Source organism: Azospirillum sp. Marseille-Q6669 (genome assembly GCF_965111635.1).
On record NZ_CBCOOP010000001.1, the window covers coordinates 664,769 to 690,810 of the forward strand.

Annotated in this window: 23 protein-coding genes; 9 read left to right on the forward strand and 14 right to left on the reverse strand. The window is 67.9% G+C overall.

Annotated features, from left to right (window positions below; genetic code table 11):
* Positions 1-102 precede the first annotated feature (102 nt).
* Positions 103-240, reverse strand: a complete 138-nt coding sequence (locus ACWPXE_RS02760) for a hypothetical protein (protein ID WP_454017927.1) — start codon at positions 238-240, stop codon at positions 103-105.
* Between the two features lie 21 nt (positions 241-261).
* On the opposite strand from ACWPXE_RS02760, the gene ACWPXE_RS02765 reads away from it, so the two are divergent.
* The 4 genes from ACWPXE_RS02765 to ACWPXE_RS02780 all read left to right on the forward strand — a co-directional run bounded on the left by ACWPXE_RS02765 (position 262) and on the right by ACWPXE_RS02780 (position 4,651).
* Complete coding sequence (locus ACWPXE_RS02765) at positions 262-2,892, forward strand: PAS domain-containing protein (RefSeq protein ID WP_454017895.1); 2,631 nt, start codon at positions 262-264, stop codon at positions 2,890-2,892.
* Positions 2,856-3,242, forward strand: a complete 387-nt coding sequence (locus ACWPXE_RS02770) for a response regulator (protein WP_454016596.1) — start codon at positions 2,856-2,858, stop codon at positions 3,240-3,242. Before ACWPXE_RS02765 ends, ACWPXE_RS02770 begins: the two co-directional genes overlap by 37 nt.
* Positions 3,243-3,388: 146 nt before the next feature.
* Positions 3,389-3,577, forward strand: coding sequence for a hypothetical protein (locus ACWPXE_RS02775; RefSeq protein ID WP_454016597.1), 189 nt, complete (start codon positions 3,389-3,391; stop codon positions 3,575-3,577).
* Between the two features lie 108 nt (positions 3,578-3,685).
* Positions 3,686-4,651 carry a hypothetical protein gene (locus tag ACWPXE_RS02780; protein WP_237907316.1) on the forward strand — a complete coding sequence of 322 codons (966 nt, stop codon included), beginning with the start codon at positions 3,686-3,688 and terminating at the stop codon, positions 4,649-4,651.
* A gap of 26 nt (positions 4,652-4,677) precedes the next feature.
* On the opposite strand, the gene ACWPXE_RS02785 is transcribed toward ACWPXE_RS02780, so the two are convergent.
* Positions 4,678-5,292 (reverse strand): class I SAM-dependent methyltransferase, encoded by a 615-nt coding sequence (locus ACWPXE_RS02785; RefSeq protein WP_454016598.1) that lies wholly within the window; start codon positions 5,290-5,292, stop codon positions 4,678-4,680.
* Positions 5,293-5,450: 158 nt separating this feature from the next.
* Here ACWPXE_RS02785 and ACWPXE_RS02790 point away from each other — a divergent pair, with 158 nt between their 5' ends.
* Complete coding sequence (locus ACWPXE_RS02790; protein ID WP_149167250.1) at positions 5,451-5,780, forward strand: hypothetical protein; 330 nt, start codon at positions 5,451-5,453, stop codon at positions 5,778-5,780.
* Between the two features lie 27 nt (positions 5,781-5,807).
* Here the strand turns inward: ACWPXE_RS02790 and ACWPXE_RS02795 are convergent, their stop codons facing one another.
* Positions 5,808-6,137: a hypothetical protein gene (locus tag ACWPXE_RS02795; RefSeq protein WP_454016599.1), complete on the reverse strand. Its 330-nt coding sequence runs from the start codon at positions 6,135-6,137 to the stop codon at positions 5,808-5,810.
* Between the two features lie 125 nt (positions 6,138-6,262).
* Positions 6,263-7,873 carry a ribonuclease J gene (locus ACWPXE_RS02800; RefSeq protein WP_237907319.1) on the reverse strand — a complete coding sequence of 537 codons (1,611 nt, stop codon included), beginning with the start codon at positions 7,871-7,873 and terminating at the stop codon, positions 6,263-6,265.
* Between the two features lie 545 nt (positions 7,874-8,418).
* Here ACWPXE_RS02800 and ACWPXE_RS02805 point away from each other — a divergent pair.
* Positions 8,419-9,696 (forward strand): BON domain-containing protein, encoded by a 1,278-nt coding sequence (locus ACWPXE_RS02805; protein WP_454016600.1) that lies wholly within the window; start codon positions 8,419-8,421, stop codon positions 9,694-9,696.
* Positions 9,697-9,754: 58 nt separating this feature from the next.
* Here the strand turns inward: ACWPXE_RS02805 and ACWPXE_RS02810 are convergent, their stop codons facing one another.
* A complete protein-coding gene (locus ACWPXE_RS02810; protein ID WP_454016601.1) occupies positions 9,755-11,551 on the reverse strand; it encodes a glycoside hydrolase family 15 protein in 1,797 nt (598 codons plus the stop codon).
* 176 nt (positions 11,552-11,727) lie between these two features.
* Between ACWPXE_RS02810 and ACWPXE_RS02815 the strand changes: the two genes are divergently transcribed.
* Together ACWPXE_RS02815 and ACWPXE_RS02820 are read left to right on the forward strand one after the other, a co-directional pair.
* Positions 11,728-13,230 (forward strand): right-handed parallel beta-helix repeat-containing protein, encoded by a 1,503-nt coding sequence (locus ACWPXE_RS02815; protein WP_454016602.1) that lies wholly within the window; start codon positions 11,728-11,730, stop codon positions 13,228-13,230.
* A gap of 355 nt (positions 13,231-13,585) precedes the next feature.
* Positions 13,586-14,458: a LuxR C-terminal-related transcriptional regulator gene (locus ACWPXE_RS02820; RefSeq protein WP_454016603.1), complete on the forward strand. Its 873-nt coding sequence runs from the start codon at positions 13,586-13,588 to the stop codon at positions 14,456-14,458.
* Between the two features lie 60 nt (positions 14,459-14,518).
* On the opposite strand, the gene ACWPXE_RS02825 is transcribed toward ACWPXE_RS02820, so the two are convergent.
* Positions 14,519-15,277 (reverse strand): LuxR C-terminal-related transcriptional regulator, encoded by a 759-nt coding sequence (locus ACWPXE_RS02825; RefSeq protein WP_454016604.1) that lies wholly within the window; start codon positions 15,275-15,277, stop codon positions 14,519-14,521.
* Between the two features lie 706 nt (positions 15,278-15,983).
* Here ACWPXE_RS02825 and ACWPXE_RS02830 point away from each other — a divergent pair.
* Complete coding sequence (locus ACWPXE_RS02830) at positions 15,984-16,757, forward strand: response regulator transcription factor (RefSeq protein WP_454016605.1); 774 nt, start codon at positions 15,984-15,986, stop codon at positions 16,755-16,757.
* Here ACWPXE_RS02830 and ACWPXE_RS02835 read toward each other — a convergent pair.
* The 8 genes from ACWPXE_RS02835 to ACWPXE_RS02870 form a co-directional block, all read right to left on the reverse strand.
* Positions 16,726-17,256: a DNA-binding response regulator gene (locus ACWPXE_RS02835; protein ID WP_454016606.1), complete on the reverse strand. Its 531-nt coding sequence runs from the start codon at positions 17,254-17,256 to the stop codon at positions 16,726-16,728. The two genes, ACWPXE_RS02830 and ACWPXE_RS02835, sit on opposite strands and share 32 nt — an antisense overlap.
* A gap of 123 nt (positions 17,257-17,379) precedes the next feature.
* Entirely contained in the window at positions 17,380-18,831 is a 1,452-nt protein-coding gene (locus ACWPXE_RS02840; protein WP_454016607.1) for a UDP-glucose dehydrogenase family protein, read from the reverse strand.
* A 64-nt stretch (positions 18,832-18,895) separates the two neighbouring features.
* Positions 18,896-19,879 (reverse strand): SDR family NAD(P)-dependent oxidoreductase, encoded by a 984-nt coding sequence (locus ACWPXE_RS02845; protein ID WP_454016608.1) that lies wholly within the window; start codon positions 19,877-19,879, stop codon positions 18,896-18,898.
* 27 nt (positions 19,880-19,906) lie between these two features.
* Entirely contained in the window at positions 19,907-20,986 is a 1,080-nt protein-coding gene (locus ACWPXE_RS02850) for a GDP-mannose 4,6-dehydratase (protein ID WP_237907329.1), read from the reverse strand.
* A 59-nt stretch (positions 20,987-21,045) separates the two neighbouring features.
* Positions 21,046-22,290 (reverse strand): glycosyltransferase family 4 protein, encoded by a 1,245-nt coding sequence (locus tag ACWPXE_RS02855; RefSeq protein WP_454016609.1) that lies wholly within the window; start codon positions 22,288-22,290, stop codon positions 21,046-21,048.
* Positions 22,291-22,489: 199 nt separating this feature from the next.
* Entirely contained in the window at positions 22,490-23,296 is an 807-nt protein-coding gene (locus ACWPXE_RS02860; protein WP_454016610.1) for a WecB/TagA/CpsF family glycosyltransferase, read from the reverse strand.
* Complete coding sequence (locus tag ACWPXE_RS02865) at positions 23,293-24,372, reverse strand: NAD-dependent epimerase/dehydratase family protein (protein WP_454016611.1); 1,080 nt, start codon at positions 24,370-24,372, stop codon at positions 23,293-23,295. Before ACWPXE_RS02865 ends, ACWPXE_RS02860 begins: the two co-directional genes overlap by 4 nt.
* Positions 24,373-24,411: 39 nt before the next feature.
* On the reverse strand, positions 24,412-25,950 hold the full coding sequence (locus ACWPXE_RS02870) for an undecaprenyl-phosphate glucose phosphotransferase (RefSeq protein ID WP_454016612.1): 1,539 nt from the start codon (positions 25,948-25,950) through the stop codon (positions 24,412-24,414).
* Positions 25,951-26,042: the final 92 nt, after the last annotated feature.

Sequence of the window (26,042 nt, forward strand, 5' to 3'; positions counted from 1 at the left end):
GGAGAGGGGTGGAGTAGGGAGATACGTGTGAAGACCAGCGAGCCGGACCAGCGGCCTGGATGGTCGGCGCGTCGGTTGTCGATTCTTTTCCTTATGGTTGCATTACCGCTGATCGCCTTTGAAGTGTACAACATCCTGGAATTGCGCAAGTCCCGGGAAACGGAAATCCGCCTGGAGTCGATGCAGCTTCTGGATCAGGTCGAATCCGAACAGCAGCGCATCGCCGACGATATCGAACACGTTTTGGTTGCCCTTACGGAGATGGGCATAGGGCAATTGTCTCCAGCGGCCTGTCAGGACACACTTCTTCGGATCAAGGCGAAGTTTCCACCGTATCTGGCGGTGAGCATCAGCAACCGGTCTGGGACCATCTGGTGTTCCACCCAACCGCAGGCACGCGGTCTTTCGGTCGCTGATCGCAGCTATTGGCAGGAGGCGTTGACCAGCGGGGAGCAAACCAACGGGGCCACCCTGACCTCCCGCACCACGGGCCGCCCCTCCATCCCCTTCGCCCTGGCCTACAAGGACGGGAACGGCGTTCCGGCAGGCGTGGTGACGGTACTCCTCGACACAACGTGGCTGAACCTGTTCCTTCGCGAGAAGAGTCTGCCGGACGACGCTGAGGTGGTGATCGCCGACCGCTCCGGCATCGTCCTGGCGCACCAGCCGGAGATGCCGGACACCGTCGGCAAACCGCTCCACACGCCTTACCAAGTTCTGCTGGACCAGGGCGAGCGGCGTGTGGTCGAAGCGCCCGGTCCGGATGGCCGGATGAGGATCACCGCAGTGTCGCCGCTGGCCGCCGGGGTTCCCAACCTCTACGTCCATGTCAGCCTGGACAAGGACGAATCCATGCGGCCGGTCAACGCGGCCGCCCGGCGCACGCTCATCATTTTCATCGGGCTTTTCCTGTTCGCCGGGATCACCGCGGGCTGGAGCCTGTGGCGCTTCCTGCGCGCGCACGATCTGGCACGCAGCAACGCGCTCCGCATGGCGGCGGTGCTCGGCAGCACGGTGGACGGCGTGATCGAGTTGGATCGCGATTGGCGCTTCACCTACCTGAACGACAAGGCGGTCGCTCTGGTCGCCCAGGGCCGCGACCTGCGCGGGCGGTCGCTGTGGGACGCCTTTCCGGAACTGGTCGACACGCCGCTGTGGCGCAAGGCCCATCAGGCGATGGCCGGGCAGACGCCGATCGACGATGAATTCCAAGGGATGCGCACCGGACGCTGGTTCTGGATGCGGGCCTTTCCCAACGCGAACGGGATGTCGGTCTATCTCCTCGACATCACCCGGCGGCGCCAGGCCGAGGACGATCTGCGCAAGAGCAAGGACCGGCTAAGCTTCGCCCTTGAATCCGCCCTGGCCGGCACCTTCGACTGGGATCTCACCTCCGGCCAGGGGCACTGGTCGGAAGAAACCCACCGCATCTTCGGCCTCGATCCCGCCGTGCATGAGGCGACCAGCGCCATGTGGCGGTCGGTGGTCCATCCCGACGATTTCGACATCGCGACGCTGAAGGCCCAGACGGAAATGCTCGCCGAGCGGCGTTCCTACGTCCGGCTGGAGTACCGAATCGTCCAGCCCGGCGGCGCCATCCGCTGGGTCTCGTCGATCGGGCGGGTCAGCTACGGCCCCGACGGCACGCCGCTGCACTTCAGCGGCCTGAATCTGGACATCACCGAACGCAAGGCCCTGGAGGAGGCGCTGCGCCGCAGCGAGGAGCGGTTGACCATCGCGCTGGCCGCGTCGGAAGCCGGCATCTGGGATTTCGACCAGCGCGACCGGACACTGGCCTGGTCGGATGGCATGTACCGGCTGTACGGCGTCACTCCGGACAACTTCACGCCCGGCGAGAACAGCTTTTTCGAACTGGTCCACCCGGCGGACCGGGACTCGGTGCGCCAGTTCACAAAGGACGTGCTGGAAGCCCGGCGTTCCGATTACCGCGGGGAGTTCCGCATCCTTCATCCGCGCGATGGGGTGCGCTGGATCATGGCGATCGGGCGCCCCGTCTATGACAACGGGCGCCTAGTCCGGCTCAGCGGATTGAACATCGACATCACCGGGCGCAAGATGATGGAGCAGGCCCTGCGCGACGCCAAGGCCAAGGCCGACGAGGCCAACGTCTCCAAGTCGAAGTTCCTGGCCGCGGCCAGCCACGACCTGCGCCAGCCGCTGCAATCCGCCCTGCTGTTCGCCGGGGTCCTGCACCACCACGTCGATCCCGTCAAGGGGCGCGGCTCGCTGGCCTCGCTGGAGCGTGCGCTGGAAACGCTGAAGAATCTTCTCGACAGCCTGCTGGACGTGTCGCGCCTGGACGCCGGTGTCATCAACCCGCAAATCGACACGGTGTCCCTGCGCCCGATGCTGGACGAGATCGAGGCGGCCTATGTCCCGATCGCCTCCAGCAAGGGGCTGGAGTTCACCGTCGTCCAGCCCGCGCCAGATCTGGCGGTGCGCAGCGACCGGCTGCTGCTCGGCCGGATGCTCCGCAATCTGGTGGAGAACGCCATCCGCTACACCGAGGCGGGCTATGTCCGCGTGTCCTGCGAGGCGGCGAACGGCACCGTCCGCATCATGGTGCAGGACAGTGGCATCGGCATCTCGGCGGAGCAGCAGACCAAGGTCTTCGAGGAGTTCCATCAGGTCGCCAATCCGGAACGCGACCGCAGCCAGGGGCTCGGCCTGGGGCTCGCCATCGTGAAGCGGCTGTCCCGGCTGCTGAACCATCCGGTGTCGGTGCGCTCCGAACCGGCCCATGGGTCGGTCTTCTCCATCGAAGCGCCGCGCGCCGCCCCGGCTCTCCCCTCCCCGCCCCCGAAGCGGAGGCCACCCCGTCCGGCGACGGCCGGTTGGCCGTTCTGGTCGAGGACGACGTCATCGTCCTGATGGGGCTGCGGACCATCTTCCAGGAATGGGGGTACGAGGTGGCCGTCGCCGGTTCCGCCGAGCAGGCGCTGGAGCGGCTGCGCGGACTGAACCGCCGCCCGGACCTGATCATCGCCGACTACCGGCTGCGCAACGGCCGGATCGGAACGGAAGCCATCGTGCAAATCCGCGGGCTGGTCGGGTCATCGGTTCCGGCGATCATCCTGACCGGCGAGATCGGCACCGAGTGCGACCGCGACGCGGCGGCGCTCGGGCTGGCCGTGGTGCGCAAGCCGGTCACCCCGCGGCAGCTTCAAAGCGCCATCCAGGATCTTCTGAACCACAATCCGGTGAGACAGACCGGCGATTGATCGTCTTCCCCGACCGGAGAGCGGTGGACAAAAAGCGGACCAGCCTTGACGGGGCAGCGCCACTGCCCCATATTGTGCACTGCAACATAACGATAAGCCCTTTCCCGAGGGGGAGACGCCTTCTCAATCCTTTGAGGAGGTCCCTTATGAACACGCCTTCGACTTTCGCCTCCGCCCTTCCCTCCGAACGCGACCTGCAGCACATCCGCCGCAAGGCCGCCCGGATGCGCGCCGACCATCTCCGGTCCCTGCTGGGCCGGCTGGCCGCGTTTCTGAAAGGACGGCCGGCCGACCTGAACCCCCACCGCCTGGATGGCGGCCGGGCCGCCGGTTGACCACGGACAGCCCTCATTTTTCCCTGATACAGCGACAGTAGCGCCCCGCAGGCGGTCCGCGACAGCGGCGCCTCGCGGGACGGTTGGTCTTTGGTTGGAGTTTTTCACATGCAGAAACGAGCGGTCGCCCTGGGCGGCTTCGGTGGGTTCAACCTGCACGGCGCGGGCGTGCTGACGGCGCTCGACCGCCTGGAGCGGATGCCCGACCTGTTCACGGTGACCTCCGGGCAGATCGTCGTGCTGGCCGCTTGGCTGCGCGGCGAGGACGTGCGCCGCCTGCTTCTTGAACACAGGGGGGCGTCCGGCGGGCTGCTCCAGGCTTGGCAGACCGCCCTGTTCGGGCACAAGGGCGTGTTCCGCCCGGTGCTGGGCGAGAACGCGCGGCGCTGGCTGGATGTCCCGCTGTCGCCCTCGGCGGTGCTGGAGCGGCTGATGCCGGCCCGCCAATACGCCCCGGTGCGCGACCGCGACACCGTGGCCGAGATCGCCCGCACCCTGAACGAAGCCGAGGTCGGCGTCGTCTTCAACACCTACGACTTCCGCTCCGGCAACGGGTTGCTGCACGGCAACGCCGCCGCCCGCCGCCTGATGGCCGGGGAGGTCGGGCTTGAGGACATCACCGCGGACGCGGTGGAAAGCGCCCTCTGGCTCTATCTCTACGGCTTCGAGGAGGCCCCCGGCGGGCTGATCGACGGCGCCTATCACCGCAGCATCATCCTGTCGGAACTGCACGGCTTCGACGAGGTGACGGTGGCTGCGCCCTTCCCCGTCTCCTGGATCGGGCCGGTGCCGCGCAACCAGTTGGAGGTGGAGAACTGGAAGATCCGCCAGTGGTTCGCCAACTCCTACAAGGCGGAGGTCGCGCGGCTGCGCCGGGTGATCGAGTTGATGGAGCGCGGCACGCTCAACGACCCGGCCTACCGCATCCGCTCGCTGACCGAGCTGCCGCTGCGCCGCCATTACGGCTACTTCGACTATTTCACGGAGAAGGCGGAGGTGTTCGACGACGCGCTCGCCCAGGCGCTCGGCCATTTCGGCGGCGGCCCGGCCCACGAGCAGCGGCGCGCCGGCTGACCGGCTGACACGGAGGGCCCGGCGGCTCAGGCCGGGCGGGCCTCCACCAGCTTCACGCAATCGCCCATTACGAAGCGGCTGTCCACCGCTCCCATGCCGGCCTGCGGCAGATGACCCTCGTAGCCAGCGGTGTAGCGGGCACCGAAGGCGAAGCTCAGCCAGGGCGATACCACGCGCATCCACAACCGGGCCGCCGAGCGCTCCGACTGGGTGTAGTCGAGGATGCGCAGCGTCCCCTCCGGCTTCAGGATGCGTCGCATCTCGCGCAGCACCGGCACCTGAAGATCCTCCGGCAGGACGCAGAAGACGAAGGTCGCCACCACATGGTCGAAATGGCCGTCGGGGAATCCGGTGGCGGCCAGATCCATCACCCGGAACTCCACCGCCCGCCTCAGCCTGTCCGCCCGCTTGGCGGCGCGGGCCAGCATGGCCGGGCTGGCGTCCACCGCGGTTATCCGGGCGCCCTCGGGATAGAAGGGGATGTTGCAGCCGGTGCCAGCCCCAGCGTCCAGGATGCGCCCGGACAGGCCGCGGAACGTGCCCCGGCGCAGGCGCCGCTTCCACATCACCTCGTAACCGAGGTCCAGCGCGTCGTAGAGCGGGGCGATGCGTTCGTAGGTGCGCACATAACCGGTCTGCATGGTTCGAGACTCCCCGAAGCGGCCCGTTCACACCGTGAGCGCCAAGGGCCGGAAGCGCGTTTTGCCTGTTCTTCCTTTCATAGCAGGCGAATGTGACGGATCATCGCGCCTGGGGTTCGAAGCCCGACAAACGGCCCGACAAACGGAATGGAGATGGCATGGATGCGCTGAACCCGGCGGCGGAGGCCCGCCGTCAGGCCGGACTGGAAATCCAGGCGCTGGCCGAGGATTTCGAACAGAGCGACGAGGCCGCTTTCCTGCGGATGCGCATCATCGGCGGGGTGGTGGCGGGGGTGGTGACGCTGGTCCTGCTGGTGCTGCTGACCGCGGGGGCGGACTGGCGCTATCTGTTCGGCTTCTGGGTGGTGATCGTCGGCTTCATCGGGATCGGCTACGCCGTGTCCGTCTACCGCCAGCGGCAGCAGACTGCGCGGCTGCGCGCCCTGGCGACCCGCTGGCTGAGCGGCGGAACCGTCCCGCCAGTCTGAGGGGGCCGGCCTGAGGAAAGGGCCGGGTCAGGAGGCGCGCGAACCGCGGTGCTTGCGCCGGCGCTGGAAATTCTGGATGCGCTCGATCACCTCGCCCATGTCCGCCGCCTCCTCCACCTCGCCGAGATGCAGGAGGACGCGGATGTAGGTGTCGATCAGGCCGAGAACGGCCTCCTCGTCGGTCACGCCGTAGGCCGCCTGGCCCAGGGCATCGACGATCAGGGTCCCGCTGTCGGCCAGCGCCTCGGCCACCTCGTTGATGGCGCGATCGAGGGCGGTGTCGTCCCCTTCCGGCGCTTCCAGCACCGGGTCGAGGATGTCGGGAAAGGAAAGCCGGTCGGCGGGATAGCCAGCCATTGGCAACTCTCCAAGAAAAAACAGGGCCGTGAACCGGCCCCTGGTGCGCGCGAACGGAGGGCGGGTGTCCCCCTTCTGGTGATTCGTGGCCCTATGAAACGTGACGGTGAAGGAGGATGGCCGCGTCAGGCGGCCATCGATTCCATGGCTTCGGCCAGGGCGTCCGCGTCCTCCGCGACGGGCAGACCCGTCCAGGGGATCAGCTCGCGCCCGGTGTTGGCGAGGCGCTTGGCCTCCATATGGCCGATCACCGCGGTGCCTTCCCGTGCGATCCGCAGGATGTCGCCGTCCTCCGGAACCAGCGCCCGTTCCACGCCGCAGGCGCGGGCAAGGCGGGCGTGGGCCTCCAGATGCTCGATGGTGCCGTGCACCGGCACGGAGAAGCGCGGGCGGATCAGGTCGTACATGCGGATCAGGTCGTCCCGCTTCGGGTGGCCCGACACATGCACCGGCGCATCGGCGGGGGTCACCACCGTCACGCCCTTAGCCTTCAGATGGTCCTGCACGTCGGCCAGCACCACCTCGTTGCCGGGAATGGCGCGGGCGGAGAAGATCACCGTGTCGCCGCTCTCCAGCCACAGCTCACGGTGGCCATCGCGGGCCAGCCGGCTGAGCGCCGCCCGCTCCTCGCCCTGGCTGCCGGTGCACAGGAACACGAGGTTCCGGCGCGGAGTCCAGGAGGCTTCCATGATGGAGATGAACTCCGGAGCCTTCTCCAGATAGCCGCTGGCGCGGGCCGCCTTCTCCATGCGCAGCATCGACCGGCCGACCAGCACCACCTTGCGGTCGTGGGCCGCCGCTGCCTCGGCCACCGCCTGCATGCGCGCGACGTTGGACGCGAAGCCGGTCACCGCGATGGCGCCCTTGCGCCCGGCGAAGGCCTCGATCAGGCCGGCGCGGGCGTCCGCCTCCGAACCGGTGGTGCCGTCGACGTTGGCGTTGGTGCTGTCGCACATCATCGCCAGCACGCCGCGGTCGCCCAGACGCTTCAGCGCGTCCAGGTCCATGGTCGGGCCGACCAGCGGGTGCGGGTCGAACTTCCAGTCGCCGGTGTGCAGGACCGTGCCGGCCTTGGTGTGAATCGCCACCGACACCGGCTCCGGGATCGAGTGGGTGACGGTGATGGTCTCGATGCCGAAGGGGCCGATCTCGAAGGCCGCGCCCGGCTCGAAAACCCGGATGCGGGCGTGGCGCAGGCCGCCGGACTCCTTCAGCCGTTCACGGATGACGTGGGCGGCGAAGGGGGTCGCGTAGATCGGGCATTCCAGCCCCGGCCACAGATGGTGGATGGCACCGATGTGATCTTCGTGGGCGTGGGTGACGACCAGCCCGACCACCTCGTCCATCCGCTCCTCGATAAAGGAGGGATCGGCCATCAGGCTGTCGACGCCCGGCGCCTCGTCGCCCATGAAGGCGACGCCGGCGTCCACGATCAGCCATTTCCCGGCATGGCCGTAGAGCGCCATGTTCATGCCGATGCGCGAGCAGCCGCCGAGCGGGATGAACAGGATCTCGTCATTGCCCGGCACCGGGCCGGGAACCGGCGCGCCCGGCGGGCGGGTCGCCTTCGGGCGCTCGTAGGGCTTGGGGTTCTGGTTCTTCTGGAAACGCGGGCCGCCGGACTTGCCGCTGCGCACATCGCCAACAATCGTGTTCGGGCGGTTGCCGCCAAAATTCGAGTTCGGGCGGTTGCCGCCCTTGGGCGCCGCGCGGCGGCGCTTGTTATCAAACGTCATACGTCCTTCTTGCTTCACGACATCTCAGCCGGCATTCAACGCTGCCGGACGGGCGTGCATCGCGTGTCGATGCGGATCTCGGGGGTCTCCCCGGCCATCGGCGGCGCCAGGACCGTGGGGATGGGTCGAGGCAGCCGGCCGCACCGGCCAGGGAGAGCGGTGTTCGAGCCAGTAATCCAGATGACGACGCCGGTCAACCGCTGAATCACGACCCGGAAAAGGGTTCGCCGGTCGGTCACCCGAAGGTTACGGCCATCCGCCGGCGATGTTGCACATATGTTTCCTTCGCCGCGGCGTTCAAGGGGGCGCCATCGCCTGATTTTTTGCGGCCTTCGCGCGTCGCGCCGGCGGGGGGGCGCGGATGGTGGAATTGCGGGCGTTTGCGGGCTCCCGAGGGCGCCTCGGTTGGCTGGCCTGTGTGGAGCGCATGGCAAAGACACCACCAAAGACATGGCAAAGCCACCGCCGGTCCGCGATCCTTCGCCGCCTCCCCTGTTGTTTGCGGACGCCCGGCGAACGGGCACTGTCCAAATGGGGAGCATCCCATGTCCGACTATGAATCCAGGTGGAGGAACGACCCGGGCACCCGCCGCGACGACGATCGGTGGGAGCGCGACCGCCAACGCGGCGAAAGCCGCGAGTGGAGCGCCGGTTCGTATCAGAACCGTGGCCGTGACGAGTTCGGTCAATCGAATTGGGGCCAGTCCGGATCGGGCCAGTCCGGCCGTTCCGGCATGATGGGTGGCGGTGGCCGCCAGCCCGGCTACGGCTACGAGGGCCAGGGTCGCGAAGGCTTCGACTACGGCCGCGACTATTGGCGCCAGCAGGAAGGTCGGGGCGATTACGGTCAAGGCTCCTATGGTCAAAGCTACGGCCAGGGCACCTATGGTCAAGGCTCCGGCAATCGCGACTACGGCCGCGATTATGGGTCCCGGGGTTCCTTCGGCCAGGGCCAGCGCGACTGGCGCTCCCGCGAGGATCGTCAGAGCTACGAGGACCGTGGCGACTACGGCCAGGACTTCGGCTACCGTGGCGGCTTCGGACGTTCCGATTACGGCAGCGGAGCCTATGGCGGCCGTGATTACGGCAGCCGCGACTATGGCGGCATGGATTACGGGTCGCGCGGCACCGGAAACCGCGACTACAGCAGCCGTGACTACGGGAACCGCGACTATGGCCGGATGGGCTACAGTGGCGGCAGCGGCTACGGCCGCAACGAGGAGCGCGGTTTCTTCGAACGGGCGGGCGACGAGATGGCCTCCTGGTTCGGCGACGAGGACGCGGAACGCCGCCGCCGCATGGATGCCCGCAACGACGATCCCGGCGCCCAGCACCACCGGGGCCGCGGGCCGCGCGGCTACACCCGCTCCGACGATCGCATCCGCGAGGATGTGAACGATCGCCTGACCGATGACCCCTACATCGACGCGTCGGAAATCGACGTGACCGTCAGCAATTGCGAGGTCACGCTGAGCGGCACGGTGGGCGACCGCCGGACCAAGCGCCGCGCCGAGGACATGGCCGAGACCATTTCCGGCGTCCGCCATGTGCAGAACAATCTGCGCGTCCGCGAGCGGACCTTCGGCGGCACCGGCACCACCGCCGGGGCGTCGGCGATGGCCGGGCTTGGCGGCACCGGGTCTTCCGGCACCGGCATGAGTGGCTCGGGGATGGGAAGCACCGGCATGAGCGGGTCCACAACGGGCACGTCCGGAACCTCCAGCACCTCCGGGACCGGCATGAGCGGTACCGGTATGAGCGGGACTTCCGGAACCACGGACAGCACCAGCCGCTCCAGCACCTCCGGCAGCACCAACCGCTGACCGTACCCAACGCGCCCCTCCCGCCCTTACCGGTGGGAGGGGCTTTTCCTGTCCGCCGTCAGTCTCCATCCTTCCGCTGCTCCGCCGGCTTCTCCGCGCGGGTCAGGTTGAAGGCGGTGTTGATCAGCGCGATGTGCGAGAAGGCCTGCGGGAAGTTGCCGACCAGCCGCTTCGCCGTCGTGTCGTACTCCTCCGACAGCAGACCCAGATCGTTGCGCAGGGCGAGCAACCTGTTGAACAGCGCCTCGGCCTCTGCCTGACGCCCCTGGAGCACATAGACGTCAGCCAGCCAGAAGGAGCAGGCGAGAAACACCCCCTCCCCGTCGGGAAGCCCGTCGTCGGTCCTCTCCGTCCGGTAGCGCATGACAAGGCCGTCCTGAAGCAGTTCGCGCTCGATGGCGGCGACGGTGCCCTGGATGCGGGGATCGTCCACCGGCAGGAAGCCTAGCATCGGCAACATCAGCAGCGCCGCGTCGACATGGCTGGCGCCGTAATGCTGGACGAAGCTGTTCCGCTCCTTCGAATAGCCTTTGGCACAGACATCGTCGAAAATGGCTCGGCGCAACGCTTTCCAGCGGTCCAAAGGCGCGTTCAGGCCGAACCTCTCCGCGCTCTTCACCATGCGGTCCACGGCGACCCAGGCCATCACCTTGGAATGGGTGAAGTGCTTTGCGCCGCCGCGCACCTCCCAGATGCCTTCGTCGGGCTGGTCCCACACCGATTCCATGTGGTCGAGCAAGGCGCACTGGACCTGCCAACCTTCCGACCTGATCTCGATGCCGCGCATCCGCGCCTGATGCGCCGCGTCCATCATCTCGCCATAGACATCGAGCTGGAGCTGGGGAGCCGCGGCGTTGCCGATGCGGACCGGGCTTGCCCCCTCGTAGCCCGGCAGCCAGGGCACCTCCCATTCCAGCAGGCGCCGCTCCCCGGCGATGCCGTACATGATCTGGATCTGCTGCGGGCTGCCGGCGATGGTGCGCAGGCCCCAGTCGCGCCAGTCCCGCGCCTCCTGAAGGTAGCCGGCGTTCATCAGCGCCAGCAGGGTGAGGGTGGCGTCGCGCAGCCAGCAGTAGCGGTAGTCCCAGTTCCGCACCCCGCCGAGTTGCTCGGGAAGGGAGGTGGTCGGCGCCGCGACGATGCCGCCGGTCGGACGGTAGGTGAGCGCCTTAAGGGTGACCAGCGAGCGCACCACCGCGTCCCGCCAGAGGCCGCTGTAGGTGCAACGCCCGCTCCACTCCGCCCAGAAGCGCTCGGTCTCCGTCAGCGCTTGCTCGGCATCGACCGGCTGCGGCAACGGCAAGTGCGAGGGGGAATAGATCATCACGAAGCTGATGCTTTCGCCCTCCGTCACGGTGAAGTCGGCGACGGTGCTCATGTCCTCGCCGTGGATCGGGGCGCTGGTGTGCAGGACGACCATGTCCGGCCCGGCGATGGCGCGCAGGGTGTGCGGGCCGATCCGCGTCACCCACGGCACGACGTGCCCGTAACCGAAGCGCAGGGTCAGGTCCATCCGCATGGCGACACGCCCGCGCCGCCCGCGCAGGATGCGTACGATGTCGGACGCCTCGCCACGCGGCGGCATGAAGTCGATCATGGTGACGGCCCCCTCCGCCGTCTCGAACTCCGTCTCCAGGATCAGGCTGTCGCCGCGGTAGCGCCGGGTGGTGTGAGCATCTGGATCGCTCGGGCGCAGCAGCCAGCGGCCGTTCTCCGGCGTGCCCAGCAGTGCTGCGAAGCAGGCGTCGGAATCGAAGCGCGGCCAGCACAGCCAATCGATGGAACCTTCGGCGGACAACAGGGCTGCGGTCTCGCAGTCTCCCAGAAGGGCGTAATCCTCGATGCGGGAGGCCATGGCACGCTCTCGAACGATTGGGGGTGCCTTTGGGCAACGGCCTGTAACCGCTCCGGTTCCCTCCGAACGAGAACCGGAAGCGACGAAGGTCGATCGTCCGGTTTGACGATTCTGGCTGCCGGACCCGCGTGTTAGCGTTTTCGCCCATCGTTGCAGGACGACGCATCGAGGCCACCATGGATACCGGACGCGCCCCGCCCCGGCGGCATGCCTGCCACCCTGCCCGCCTTGCGGCGGCATTCCTGCTCGCCGGTCTTCCGATGATGGCGACGGGAGCGGAGCCCCCCACCGTCTCGCTGCGGCCCGGCGCCGACATCCAGACGGCGGTGGACCGCCATCCCCCCGGCACGCGCTTCCGGCTGGAGGCGGGCATCCATCGTTTGCAGTCGATCGTTCCCAAGAACGGCAACCGGTTTGAGGGCGCCCCTGGCGCGGTGCTGAGCGGAGCGCGCCGGCTCACCGCCTTCGTCCACCGCGGCTCCATCTGGATCGCTCGCGGGCAGACGCAGGAGGGCCGGGTCAACGCGGCGGAGTTCTGTCGCTCCGGCTTTCCCCGCTGCGCCCGCCCGGAGGACCTGTTCATCGACGACGCGCCGATGCTGCATGTCGACAGCCGGTCCGCCGTCGGGCCGGGGCGCTGGTTCTTCGACTACGACGCCGACGAGATCGTGATCGGCGACGATCCCACCGGGCGGCGGGTGGAAACCAGCGTCACCGCCCGCGCCTTCGGCGGAACCGCGTCGGGCGTCGTCATCCAGAATCTGACCATCGAGAAATACGCCGCCCCCATCCAGGCCGCCGCCGTGGACGCGGAATTCGGCCCAGGCTGGACCGTCCGCAACAGCGTCCTGCGCCTGAACCACGGCGTCGGAGTCAACGCCGGCAACGGCAGCCGCATCCTCGACAACCGCATCCTCGACAATGGCCACGCCGGCTTTTCCGGATCGGGAACAGACTTTCTGATCGCCGGCAACGAGATCGCCCGCAACGGCTATGCCGGCGTCGATTTCCATTGGGAGGGCGGCGGCGGCAAGATCACCGAATCCGGCGGCGGCGGACTCATCCGTGGCAATTGCGTCCACGACAATGTGGGCGCCGGAATCTGGGCCGACATCGATGTGCACCGGTTGGTGATCGAGGACAATCTGGTCTTCGGCAACGCCGACAACGGCATCACCTACGAGATCAGCTACGACGGGGTGATCCGCAACAACCGGGTCGCCGACAACGGGCAGCGCGGCCAGGGCTGGTTCTGGGGCGCCCAGATCCTGATCTCCAGCGCGCGGGGCGTGAGGGTCTACGGCAACGACATCGACGTGCCGAACGGCTACGGCAACGCGGTGACGGTGGTGTCCCAGGACCGCGCCCCCTACACCCCCGCCGTCGGCAACGAGATCTTCGACAACCGCATCGTCATCCGCAACGCCGACGCGCGGGTCGGCGCCGTCACCGACGTGGACGCCGACAACGCCGTGGTCGCCGCCGGGAACCGGCTTTACGCCAACCGCTACCATCTGGCAGACCTGAAGGAGCGAATCTGGTTCTGGAACGACGCGGAGGCCGACTGGAACGCCATCCGTGCCCAAGGTCAGGAAGTGGGCGGTATCGTCAACGCCGGCATTCCACAGAAAACGCCGCTGAGCTGCCCTTCCACGGCCCCTACGGACAATGTTCGATGATCTTTCCTTCCCCCAACTCTTCCATAAAGAGAAAGATCTAATCAAGTCATCACGCGTAGGTTTCCCTGCCACTGTTACAGTTTTGAAAAAGTTACTAATTTGGAGGTACTTTGCGGATATCCGCGCACAGTATTATGATCTTGTTTGCGATTGACGGTCAAACGCGGCTGCGATGTTATTGGATCGAAGCGGTCGTCCAGGCCTCTTGCAGCAACGCCTCCGCGCTTGATCCGTTTCCATTGATCGAATAGGGCCAAAGTCTTCGCGCCGGTGATGTCGGCGGCGACGTTGGCGACGATCCTGGGCGGTTCCCTGCGGCGGCGTGTCCATGGCGTGTGGCTGAGGGAGATTTTGTATGTTGCCGTGCAAAGACGGAACGCGCCTGCCCAACGCCTTCCGCCGCGCCCCATCGGTCACATCCTTCGCATCCAACCACATCCTGGCCGCCACGCGCCTGACCGCCGCCCCGATGAACGACTCCGGCTCGTTCGGGTCCTATTACCGGATGTCCGGAGGAGCGCGGCCGCTGGGGGAGGACCAGAGCGTCACCGCCATCCTGCACGACGAAACGCCGCTGACGCGGGAAAGCCTGTCCACCAGCCTCAACCTGTGCGGACGGGGAGTGCGGGTGCTGACGGCGGCGTCGCTGGCCGACCTGGAAAGCGTGGTGCGGCGGGACGGAGCGCCGGATGTGGCTCTGGCCAATTTCAGCGGGCGGCTCGCTTCCGATCCGGATTTCCGGCCGAGGCTGGCCGAACTGCTCGCCGTCCTGGACGGCATCCCGCTCATCATGCTATCGGATTCCGACGAGACCTCGACGGCGCTGGAGGCCATCCGCCAGGGTGCGCACGGCTACATTTCCACCACCGTCGGCTTGACCATGGCGCTGGAGGCGATCCGTCTGGTCGCGGCGGGTGGCATCTTCGTTCCGGCACCCATCCTGCACCGGTTGATCATCGACCAAGCCGGGTTGACGGACCCGATGCTTCACGCCGCCTTATCCGTCCCGGAGCCCGCGGCCAACGGCAAGCCCCATCTGACGCAACTGACCCCGCGTCAACTCGCCGTCCTGGAATGCCTTCAGGAAGGCAAGCCGAACAAGGTCATCGCCCATGAGTTGGGAATGCGGGAAAGCACCGTGAAAGTGCATGTCCGGAACATCCTGCGGCGGCTCGGCGCCACCAACCGGACGGAAGCGGTCTGCCGCGTCATGCGCGAAGACAACTGAGCGCAACACAAAAGAACGGCGCGGCGGGATCCCGCACCGTTCCATCACGGGACCGACCGATCAGGGCTGGTTCGATTCCAGGACCGTGCCGCGGGACAGATGGGCGTGCGCCATGAAGGCGGCCTCCGTCCGGTTGGTGGCGCCCAGCTTCTTCAGCACGTTGCGCACATGGGCCTTGGCGGTGTTCTCGCACATGCCCAGCATGTAGGCGATCAGCTTGTTCGACTTGCCCTCCCGCATGCAGGTCAGCACGGCCATTTCCCGCGGCGTCAGCCCGCCGATCCGGTCCGTCGCCGGCAGGGAAGCGCCCGGCGGCGGGGTCTGCGGAACGGCGATGCCGCCCGGCACCGGCGCGATCAGCGATTGCAGGGAGGTGGCCGGCACGAAGGTTCCCCCCGCGGCGACCAGCCGGATCGCCTCCAGCATGACTCCCAGCCCGAGGTTGGGCACGATGTAGCCGCGTACGCCGAGGCGCAGGCTTTCCAGGATCATCCCGCCGTCGTCGCGGTCCGAAATGAGCACCAGCGGCACCGGCAGGCAGGCCGACACCGCGTCGCGGATGGCCGCGCACAGACCGTCGTTCAGGCCCATCTGCGCACCGATGTTGCACAACACGACCTCTGTCCGTCCGTCCCGCGCCAGGACTCCCGCGGCGTCCTTCAGCGAGGCCACCGATCGCACGGTCATGTCCTGGCACAGCGTGCCGAGGCCAAGCGAAAAGCAATCCCGAGTGAGGCTGTTCGGGTCCGCCAGGACCACCGAAATCCCTGGGGCGATCCCTGGAGCGATCCCCGATTGCTGCTTGATGTCCGTCGTCATCCGCTCCCCCTTTTGGTTAAACGCCATTTTTCGCACCCCTCAAACCGGTGTGGAGGCCTCAGCCCGCCCTCATCGGCAAAAGGGTTTCAATTTTCGGGTGAGCGCGTCCGCTCGCGGATACTCGGAAAGATTTCACTTTCTTCATTTTCAGCGCCTTTCCCTGCCGACCAGATGGATTGTTTGTGTTGGAAGATCATCAGGAATGCTTGCGCGGTTTGCATTTGATGCTTTCAACGTTACCAGAACATCCGGTCCGGTAAATACGCACTTCGATGCAGGGTTGTGACCGGTCGACGTTTTATTCCGTACCTATTCCGGCGCCCATGACGCTTCTCCTCGCAGGGCGCGTACGCCTTTGTGAGGATGGGAGCGGCGTGGCGTGCTTATGCAACCCTATCCCGCAGCCGGGACGAGGGAAGCCGCCATCCGCCTCCTTCTGCTTTGCGACCAAAAGAACAGGCCCGAATGGCACAAGTCGGGGAACAGCGCCCTCTGACCAATGGAAAGGCCACAAGGACAAGACGGTGCGCTTCCGGAGGGCGATCATCGAAACCTCTCCTGAAGACACAGGATTCAAACGAAAATACTTCAAATAGGAGGTAAAGACAAAGTCCGACGTAGTTATTTCTGCGCGGGATTGACGTTGACGAGCGCTTGGGTGCAGCGCAGCATAAGGCCAGGGAAACGGGGTCGGGAGATAGGCTTCATGGGATCGAGCGGGAAGGCGGTTTCATCGCCCCGCGCCGCCGCGCGCGGCCCAGGTCCGATGAACGGGCGCCGGGCCATAGCGGCCCTTCTTCTGGACGAAACGCCGTTGACCCGTGAAAGCCTGTCCACTGGCCTCAGCCTGCGTGACCCGAGCCTGCAAATGCGGACCGCGGCATCGCTGGGCGAGGCGAAGGCGATGCTTGCCGCCGGAACGCCAACCGCCGTCGTGCTGTGCAACGTCGTCAGCCTGACTCCGCCGAACGGCAGCGTCCTGGCGACGTTGCGCAACGTTGCCGGCGCCTTCGGCGGCACGCCGCTGGTCGTCCTGTCCGACGGGGAAGAGGCGGACCTGCCGTTGGAAGCCAGCCGACTGGGCGTGCGGGGGTGTCTGCCGACCAGCGTCGGCCTCGCCGTCGCACAGGAGGCTCTTCGTCTGGTCGCGAGCGGCGGCACCTTCTTCCCCTCCCCCTTCCTCCACCGCCTGATGCAGCATTGCGAGGCGGCGGCGGACGAACCGCCCGCACCGCCCGGCGGAGCGGCGCTGACCGCGCGTCAGCGTGGCGTTCTGCAACGGCTGCGCGAGGGGAAATCGAACCGCGTCATCGCGCAGGAGTTGGGGATCAGCGAGAACACGGCAAAGGTTCATGTGCGCGGAATCCTGCGGGCGCTAGGCGCCTCCAACCGCGCCGAGGCCGTGCGCAAGGCGTGGCAACCCGCCGAGCCTGCTGTTCCGCAAGCGCTCAGCCAGGATCGGCGCCGGGATCGGGACTGACCGTACCGCCGCCGTGGATCAGCCGCAGGGCGGCGATCACCTCGGCCAGCGGCATCCGTCCGCTCAGCACCCCGCGCAGACCGAGACGCGCCGCCGCCGCGGTCACCGCCGCGCCGGGCCGGTCGGCCAGAACAGCCACGGGGGGATGGGACCCGCCTCCCGACAGCGCATCCAGAAGCTGGCCGACGCCGCCCTTGGCCGGATCGGCGCGCCCGATGCTCACCAGAACCACGTCGGCGCCGCGCAGGACGGCGGGAAGGTCGGCCAGCGCCGCGGCGCTGCGCCGGTGGCTGACCGCCACGTCCGGAGCGAAGGCGTTGATGGCGGCGGCGAGGCTTTCGCCGAATAGGGAGCGGTCGTCGATCAGCAACACGGCGATCGGTGTCCGCCCGCCGGTTCGCCCGTCCGGTTGCGGAGGAACGGCGCCGCCCCGCGCGCCGGAGGGCGCACGGGGCATGAACTCTCGACGGATGCCGGCCAGCGCGTCCAAGCCAATCATGGCTGTGTCTTTCGGAATCGGGAGATCCCAGCCGGCCCCCGCGCGGGGCCGCCGCCGCCGGGGCGGGGACGGCCCGTTCAAGGCGCCGGTGCGTGACCGGAGTCGGCGGGCGTCGCGCCCGCGTCAATCAGCCAGGTCGGAGGCGGCTGCAGCAAGCTGCCCGGAGAAGGGAAGGACACAGGAGTCCGCCGCGAAACCATTGCTGAGGAGCATGGCCTCCGCCGCCTTGCGCCGCTTCGCCGCGTCGGGCCGCAGGCTCTCGGGCCAGACATCGCGCCGCCCGACGGAGCAATAGTGGAAACCCGCCGCCGCCATGGCCGCCGGGGCATAGACGTTGCGCAGATCGACCATCACCGGGCGACGCATCAGGCTGCGGACGCGGCCCAGGTCGAGCGCGCGGAACTCGTTCCATTCCGTCAGGATGGCGACGCAGTCGGCCTCGACGAGCGGGGCGTAGGCGTCGTCATGCCAGACCACGCCGGGCAGCAGGTGGCGCCCCTCCTCCATGCCGGCGGGGTCGTAGGCATGGACCGTGACGCCGGCCTCCTGAAGCAACGGGATGATTTCCAGGCTCGCCGCCTCGCGCATGTCGTTGGTGTCGGGCTTGAAGGTGATGCCCAGCACGGCGATCCGCTTGCCCGCCGCGTCCGGACCACAGGCCTGGAGGATCCGCCCGGCCATCAGCCGCTTGCGCGCCCGGTTCACGTCCACCACCGTTTCGATCAGCCGCACCGGCGCACCGTGCTGCCGCCCGGTGCGCACCAGCGCCTCGGTGTCCTTGGGGAAGCAGGAGCCGCCGAAGCCCGGCCCGGCGTTCAGGAAGGGACGCCCGATGCGCCCGTCCAGCCCCATGCCCGCTGCCACGTCCTGCACATCGGCCCCCACCCGCTCGCACAGGTCGGCCACCTCGTTGATGAAGGTGATCTTGAAGGCCAGGAAGGCGTTGGCCGAGTATTTCGTCAACTCCGCCGTCTCGATGCCGGTGCGCACGAAGGGCGTCCCGGCGCGGATCAGCGGCTGGTAGAGGGCGTCCATCACCGCCCGCGCACGGTCGGAGTCGGCGCCGATCACCACGCGGTCGGGCTGCATGAAATCCCCGATGGCCGAGCCTTCGCGCAGGAATTCCGGGTTGGACACCACGTCGAACTCGGCGCGCGGGTTGATGTCGCGCACCAGCGCGGCGATCTGGCGCCCGGTGCCGACCGGAACGGTCGATTTGGTCACGATGACCGTGTAGCGGGACATGGTCCGCGCGATCTCCGCCGCCGCGGCGTGGACGTAGGTCAGGTCGGCCCCGCCGTCGCCGGGACGGGAGGGGGTGCCGACCGCGATCAGCACCACGTCCGCCCCCTCCATGGCGACCGCGAGGTCGGAGGTGAAGGACAGACGGTCCGCCGCCATGTTGCGCGCCACGAGGACGTCGAGACCGGGCTCGTAGATGGGAATCTCGCCCCCCCTCAGGCGCCGGATTTTCGTTTCGTCCTTGTCCACACAGCACACGTCGATGCCGAATTCGGCAAAGCAGGCGCCGGACACGAGACCGACATAGCCGGTCCCCACAACAGCGATCCGCATCATTCCACTCCTGTTGCTTGATGGCGTTGCCGAAGCCATCCCTGGCCGGCTCGAAAGTTGGCCGTCAGGCCACGGCGCGCTCCGCCATGCCGTTCGCTTGCCCGCTCTCGCCCAGCGCCCAGCGCACGGTTTCCGCCAGCCCCTGCTCCAACCGCGTGCGCGGCGTCCAGCCGAGCACCGACCCGGCGTAGGTCACGTCCGCCTGCACGCTGCGCTGCTCACCCGGACGTTCGGGGTGGTAGAGCACGGGATGGTCCGCCCGCGTCCGGCCGAGCGCTCCCAGCGCAAGGTCGGCCAGTTCGCTGATGCTGGTCTGCCGCCCGCTGCCGAGGTTGAAGATCTTCCCGTGGCTGGCCGGGTTGTCGAGCGCGCCGACCCAGGCGTCCACCACGTCGTCGATGAAGACGAAATCGCGGGTCTGCTCGCCGTCGCCGTAGATGCGGATCGGCTCGCCGCGGATGATGTTGCCCAGGAAGATGCCCAGCACCCCCTGATAGGGGTTGTCCACCGCCTGCCGCGGTCCGTAGACGTTGTACATGCGGAAGGAGGTGACGGCCAGACCGCCCGGCAGGTCGGGCCGCGCCGCGGTCAGATGCACGTAGCGCTCCCCCGCGTATTTCGTCACCCCGTAGTAGGACACCGGGGAGCAGGGCGTGTCCTCCGGCGTCGGCACCACCTCGGCGTTGCCGTAGGCGCTCATCGAACTGGCGTAGAGAAGGCGCTTCACCCCGCGCTCCACGCACTGCTGAAGGACGTTCACCGTCCCCTCCACGTTGGTGCGCAGGTCGCCGACCGGGTTGCTGAAGGCGCGGATGATCGACACCTGCCCGGCGATGTGGATCACCGCGTCGGGCACCTCCTCGAACGCCTTGTCGAGATCGGCGGGGTTGGTGACGTCGCCGCGGATGTAGCGGACCTCCGCCGGCACGTTGGAGCGCAGCCCGGTGGACTCGTTGTCGATCACCGTCACCCGGTGGCCGAGCGACACGAGGCGGTGCGTGATGTGGGAGCCGATGAATCCGGCCCCGCCCGTTACAAGAACGTCCATTGGTTCCTCCACCGCACAGGAATGGGATTACGCGCTGAGGGCGATGCGGCCCGGTTCCAACTGGGTCTGGTCCGTCGGCAGGCCGTTCTGAGCGAGATAACGTTCCGCCCAGTCCCACAGGCGGCGGATGCCGGTGTCGCGGTCCACCTGCGGGCGCCAGCCGAGGACCTGCTCGGCCTTGCGGATGTCGCTGACGTAGCAGGGCTGGTCGCCGGGCCGCCAATCGGAGAAGTCGGCCTCCACCGGCGCGCCGCGCAGGGTGGACAGCATCTCCCCGAACTCGCGCCAGACCGAGATGGTGTTCTCCGGCCCACCGCCGATGTTGAAGACCTGGCCGCGGCTGACCTCGATCTTCTCGGTGGCGAGGCGGAAGGCGCGCACGAGATCCTCGACGAACAGCACGTCGCGCACCTGCATGCCGTCGCCGTAGATGTGGATGGGCCGCCCGCTCAGCGCCGAGATGATGAAATGGGCGACCCAGCCCTGGTCCTCGTTGCCGAACTGGCGCGGGCCGTAGATGCAGCTCATCCGGAAGACGACGGTCGGCAGGTCGTAGATGCGGGCGTAGTCGCGCACATACTGGTCCGCCGCCCCCTTGGAGCAGCCGTAGGGTGAATGGAAGTCCAGCGGCTCCGCCTCCGAGACGCCGAGCGGGCGGTCGACGAAGCGGTAGCGGCTGCCGGTCTGCTCCACCGCCACATGCTCCAGCCCGCCATAGACCTTGTTGGTCGAGGTGAAGACCACCTTCGGCGGAGTCTTCATGCGGCGCGCCGCCTCCAGCACGTTGAAGGTGCCGAGCGCGTTGATGTCGAAGTCGGTGCGCGGGTCGTCCAGCGACGAGGTCACCGCGACCTGCCCGGCGAGGTGGTAGACCTCCTCCGCCCCGGCCATGCAGGATTTGACGGCGGCGAAGTCGCGCACGTCGGCCTTCATGAAGGTCAGGCGGGAGCCGGCGTTGAGGGTTTGCAGCCACGCCGCGTTCCGCTCGCTGCCCGGCCGCAGCAGGGCGTCCAGGACGACGACGTCGCGCCCGTCATCCAGCAGGTTCTTGACCAGATTGCAGCCGACGAAGCCGGCCCCGCCGGTCACGAGCGTCTTGCCTTCCATAGGTGTCTTCTCCATTGCTGCGGCTTTTACCGGTTGGGCAGGGGGTGTTGGGCAGGGGTTCAGGCGGCCTTGAGGATGGCGGCGCCCGCCGGGCGGCGGACCACCGCCTCGTAGAGCCGATGGGTGTCGGCGGCGGCGGCGGCCCAGTCGAAGCGCTGGGTGGCGCGCAGGCGGCCGTGGCGGCCCATCCGCGCCCGCCGTTCGGGGTCCGCGGCCAATTGCTCGACGGCGGCGCGCAGGGCCTGCGGGTCGCCCGGCTCGACGATCACAGCGCAGCCGTCGTCGACCTGATGGGGGATGCCGCCGACCCGGGTCGTCACAACCGGAACACCGAAAGCCATCGCCTCCAGGATCACGTTGGGGAAGGTGTCGGCCAGGGTCGGGAAGACGAACAGGTCGGAGCGGCGGAACATGGCGGCGACCTCCGCCTCGGCCAGATTTCCGGTGAGGTGGATGGTCTGGCCCGGCCCGCAGCGGCGCTGGTACGCCTCATAATCGACGAAGTCCCGCTTCTCGCCGCCGACGATCAGGCGGAACGGCATCGACAGCCCCATGAAGGCGTCGAGCAGCACGCCCAGCCCCTTGTTGGCCGTGTGGTTGGCCAGGAAGAAGGCGGTGACGGGGCCGCCGTCCTCCTCCCGCTCCGGGATGCCGAACCTCCGGTGGATGTCCTGGTCCGCCGGGGTCGGGGCGCCCCAGTCGCTCGGGCGATCGACGCCATAGGGAATGACGGCGATGTCGTCCCCCGGGAAGCCGAAGCCGCGGACGATCGGCAGGTCGACCGGCGAGATCGCGCAGATCGCCGCGGCGTTGCGGACGACGTAGCGGACGGGGCGGTCGATCAGCAGGTCCCAGGCCAGCCGCCGCGCCGCGTCCATGCGCCGAAAAGCCGCCGGGTTGCCGATCTCCACGAAGCCGTGGGTGGACACCACGTAGGGCACGCCCTTCGCCACGCAGGCGCGGGCCACCCGCATCATCTCCAGCGCCGGGATCGGGTTGTGGATGTGCACCAGATCGTAGGAGCCGTGACGGATCAGCGCCGGGATGCTCGACTGGTAGAACAGGGTCTTCGCCCGGTTGGGCAGGAGAGAGTCGAGCCCGACCAAGGGGCTGGAGGTCCGTACCTCAATCCGTTCGCCCGGCTTGCTCAGGTCCATCGGGACCCGGCTCGCCATGCCCATGTTCGCGATGTCGATGCGGTCATGCGCCTGCAGCGCGACGCTCAGCTTCTCCGCCGCCTTGCTGGCGCCGCTGACCGCCAGATGAGGCGGCACGACGATCGCCGACAGGATCTTCAGGCTCATCGCAGGAATCCTCGACTGTCATGGAGGCGCGGACCGCATCGGTCGCGGTTCACGGCGCTGTCCCCAGGTCGTTCAGGAAAATCCGCCGATGCAAGGCCGTTTCATTTTAAAAACGGCACCGCACAATCACAGCATCGGAAGGATTTTCATTTTTAATAACGGCTCTTTTATTTGGCAACTACCAAACAACCATCACCGTCTAACCAAATCGAAGCTCTCCTTTCGGACGGCGTGCCTGGCCGCTGCGGACCAGAGGCATCTGCACCGCTTGGCAGGCCAGCAGGAACAGGAAGGCCGGATTCAGCATGACGTAGCGCCGCCACAGCCGCCGCGGTTCGGTGGACAGCCGGAACAGCCATTCCAGGCCGGAATTCTGCATCCACATCGGCGCCTGAGGCTGTTTCCCGGCGATAAAGTCGAAGGCCGCGCCCACCGCGATCAGCGGCATCGACAGCGCGGCCTTGTGCTCGTAGACCCAGGTTTCCTGGCGCGGGCAGCCCAGCCCGACGAAGACGATGCGGGCACCGGACTCGATGATCTCGCGGTCGACCGCCGCGCGCTCCTCTGCGCTGAGGGTGCGGAAGGCGGATGGGCGGGCGCCGGCGATGATCAGACCGGGGAAGCGCTCCATCAGCGCGGTGGTCAGCGTGTCGAGCAGACCCGCCGTGGCGCCGTAGAGATAGATGGGAAGTCCCTTCGCCGCCGCCGCCGCGCAGGTGCGCAGCATCAGGTTCGGGCCGTAGACGCGGTCCGGCAGGGCGGCGCCGTGCAGGCGGTTCAGCGCCCAGCGCACCGGCTGGCCGTCCGGCGTCACGAGGTCGATGGCGTTCAGGCGGTAGCGGTGCTCGGGGTCGAGCGCCCCGGTCATCACCCCGTGAACGGCCAGCGCGCTGACCGCGAAGGGCTTCTGCTGCTCCGCCGCGTCGATGATGGCGCCCACGCCGGCCTCGTAATCGACGGCGTTGACGTAGACGCCGAGCACTTCCTTTTTCCCATGGTCGATCATGCCACGGCCTCCACGCGCCAGCGGCGCCGATTGCTGTCGTGAATGTCGGTGAGGATGTTGCGCACATCGTGCCGGATGTCCCAGGACGGGTAGTGGGAGCGGAACCGGTCGAGCGAGCTGACCCACCAGATGTGGTCGCCGATGCGGTTGGCCTCCTTGAAGGCCAGATCCATCGGGCGCCCGGTGATCTCCTCGCACAGCGCCACCGCCTCCAGGATGGAGCAGTTGCTCGCCCGTCCGCCGCCGATGTTGTAGACCTCGGCGCCGCGCGGCGCGTCGTAGAACGCCTGGAAGGCGGCGATCAGGTCGTTGCTGTGGATGTTGTCGCGGACCTGCTTGCCCTTGTAGCCGATCACGTCGTAGCGGGCGCCGGTGACGGCGCAGCGCATCAGATAGGCCAGGAAGCCGTGAAGCTGCGTCGGCGAATGGTTCGGCCCGGTCAGGCAGCCGCCGCGGAAGCACACCGTCTTCATCCCGAAATAGCGGCCGTACTCCTGGACCAGAACATCGGCGGCGACCTTGGAGGCGCCGAACAGGCTGTGCAGGGTGGCGTCGATCGACATGTCCTCGGCGATGCCGCCGGCGTAGCGGTGGGACGGGTCGATCTCATAGCGGGTCTCCGTCTCGATCAGCGGCAGGCGGTTCGGCGTGTCGCCGTAGACCTTGTTGGTCGAGGTGAAGATGAACACGGCGTCCGGGCAATGCCGCCGCGCCGCCTCCAGCAGGTTCAGCGTGCCGTTGGCGTTCACCGAGAAATCCATCTGCGGGTCGCGCGCCGCCCAGTCGTGCGAGGGCTGGGCCGCCGTGTGGATGATCAGCGAGATGGCGGACCCATGCCGCTCGAACAGCGCGTCGATGGCCGCGGCGTCGCGGATGTCGATGGCGTGGTGGCGGTAGCGCTGGCGCAGCGTCTGTTCCAGAGTCTGGCGTTGCCACGCGGTCGAGGCCTCGTCGCCGAAGAAGGTGCGCCGCATGTCGTTGTCGATGCCGACGACGTCCATTCCCAGCGCACCGAAATGCAGGCAACTCTCCGACCCGATCAATCCGCAGGAACCGGTGACAAGGGCGACGGACATGGCGTCAAACTCCTTTGCGGCCATTCATTGGTTTTTTGGTCAGTAGGCGTTGCGGTCCCAGAAAAGGAGGAGGGCGGTGCGCACCATGATCTCGGCGTCCAGCCCCAGGGACCAGTTGTCGACGTAGTAGAGGTCGTGTTCGACGCGGCGGGCGGCGGTGTGGAGGTTGTCGATCTCGCCGCGCAGCCCGTTCACCTGCGCCCATCCGGTGATTCCGGGACGGACGCGGTGGCGGCAGGCGTAGTTCTCCACCGCCTCGTGGTACAGCACGTCCCCGGCCTTCATCGCGACGGGATGGGGCCGCGGCCCGACGATGGACATGTCGCCGCGCAGCACGTTGAAGAGCTGCGGAAGCTCGTCGATGCTGGTGCGGCGCAGGAAGCGCCCGACGCGCGTCACCCGCGGATCGTTGCGCACGGTCCGCTGCGCGCCCGACTGGTCGCCGCGGTCGGTGTGCATCGTGCGGAACTTCCAGATCTCGAATTCCTCGTTGTTGAAGCCGAAACGCTTCTGGCGGAACAGAACCGGGCCTGGGCTTTCCAGCTTGATCGCTACCGCGGCCAGCAGCAGAACGGGCGCCAGCACCGCCAGCGCCGCACCGCCGATCAGCAGGTCCTCCGACCGCTTCAGAACCCCGCGCCAGCCGGCCAGCGGGTGATGGATGACGCCGAGCAGCGGAACGCCCGCCGTCGCATCGACCGACAGGCCCGCGGTGCAGGCGATCAGCCGGTGCGGCAGCAGGCGGACATCCACCGCGAGGACGCGCAGCCGTTCCAGGATGTCGGTGATCTCGGCCTCGGCGCTCCAGGGCAGGGCCACCACCACGAGGTCGATGCGGTTCTTGCGCACCTGTTCGACCAGCCCGGTCACGCCTCCCAGCACCGGCACCCCGGCCAACCGGGCGGTGGCCAGGGGTGGAGCGTTCACGGATGACGGCCGGTCCGCCGCGGTGGACACCGCGCCGACCACCTGATAGCCCGCGCCCTCCGTGCGCTGGAGCCGGTCCAACCATTCGAGAGCCAGATCGTTGGTTCCGACCAGCAGGGTCCGCTGCCGCAAACCGCCGGCCAGATTCCAGTCGCGCGCCAGCCGGAGGAACAGGCTGCGCAGCGCGGTCAGCCCGAACAGGCCGAGCCCGTACCACAGCCACAACGTCCCCGCCGCCGCCGTGTCCAGCCGCCGCAGATCCCCCGTCACGCCGAGCATGAGGACGAGCACCAGGAAGGCCGCCGTCCAGGCCCCGAACAGCGGCCCTGCGTGCGAACCGATGGTCCGCCGCACCGCCTTGGGACGTAGGTTGCGGTAGCAGCCCGCGCTGTAGAAGCACATCAGCGACAGCACGGCCAGCGGGCCGACCGCGGCGTTGAAAACGCCCGCGAAAGCATGAACGGCGTCTGTGAACATGGCCGGATCGGCGGGAGCGGCCCGCAGCACACGGGCGGCGATGCCCTCCGCCGCCAGCCCCGTCCCAACGACCACCAGCGCGTCCGCGGCCACCAGCCCACACAGCAGTGCGGGGGCGGAGGCCGCCGCGGCGACCGGCGAGACGGAGTTCGGGCGCGGGCCCTGAATGGCCATCCCCACGCGTGCGCCGTAGTCCGGCTTCGCCGAGCTGTCTCGTGAAGGGAGTTCGAACATCCGCCGTTCCCTGTTGGCCCATTCCCTGCCGC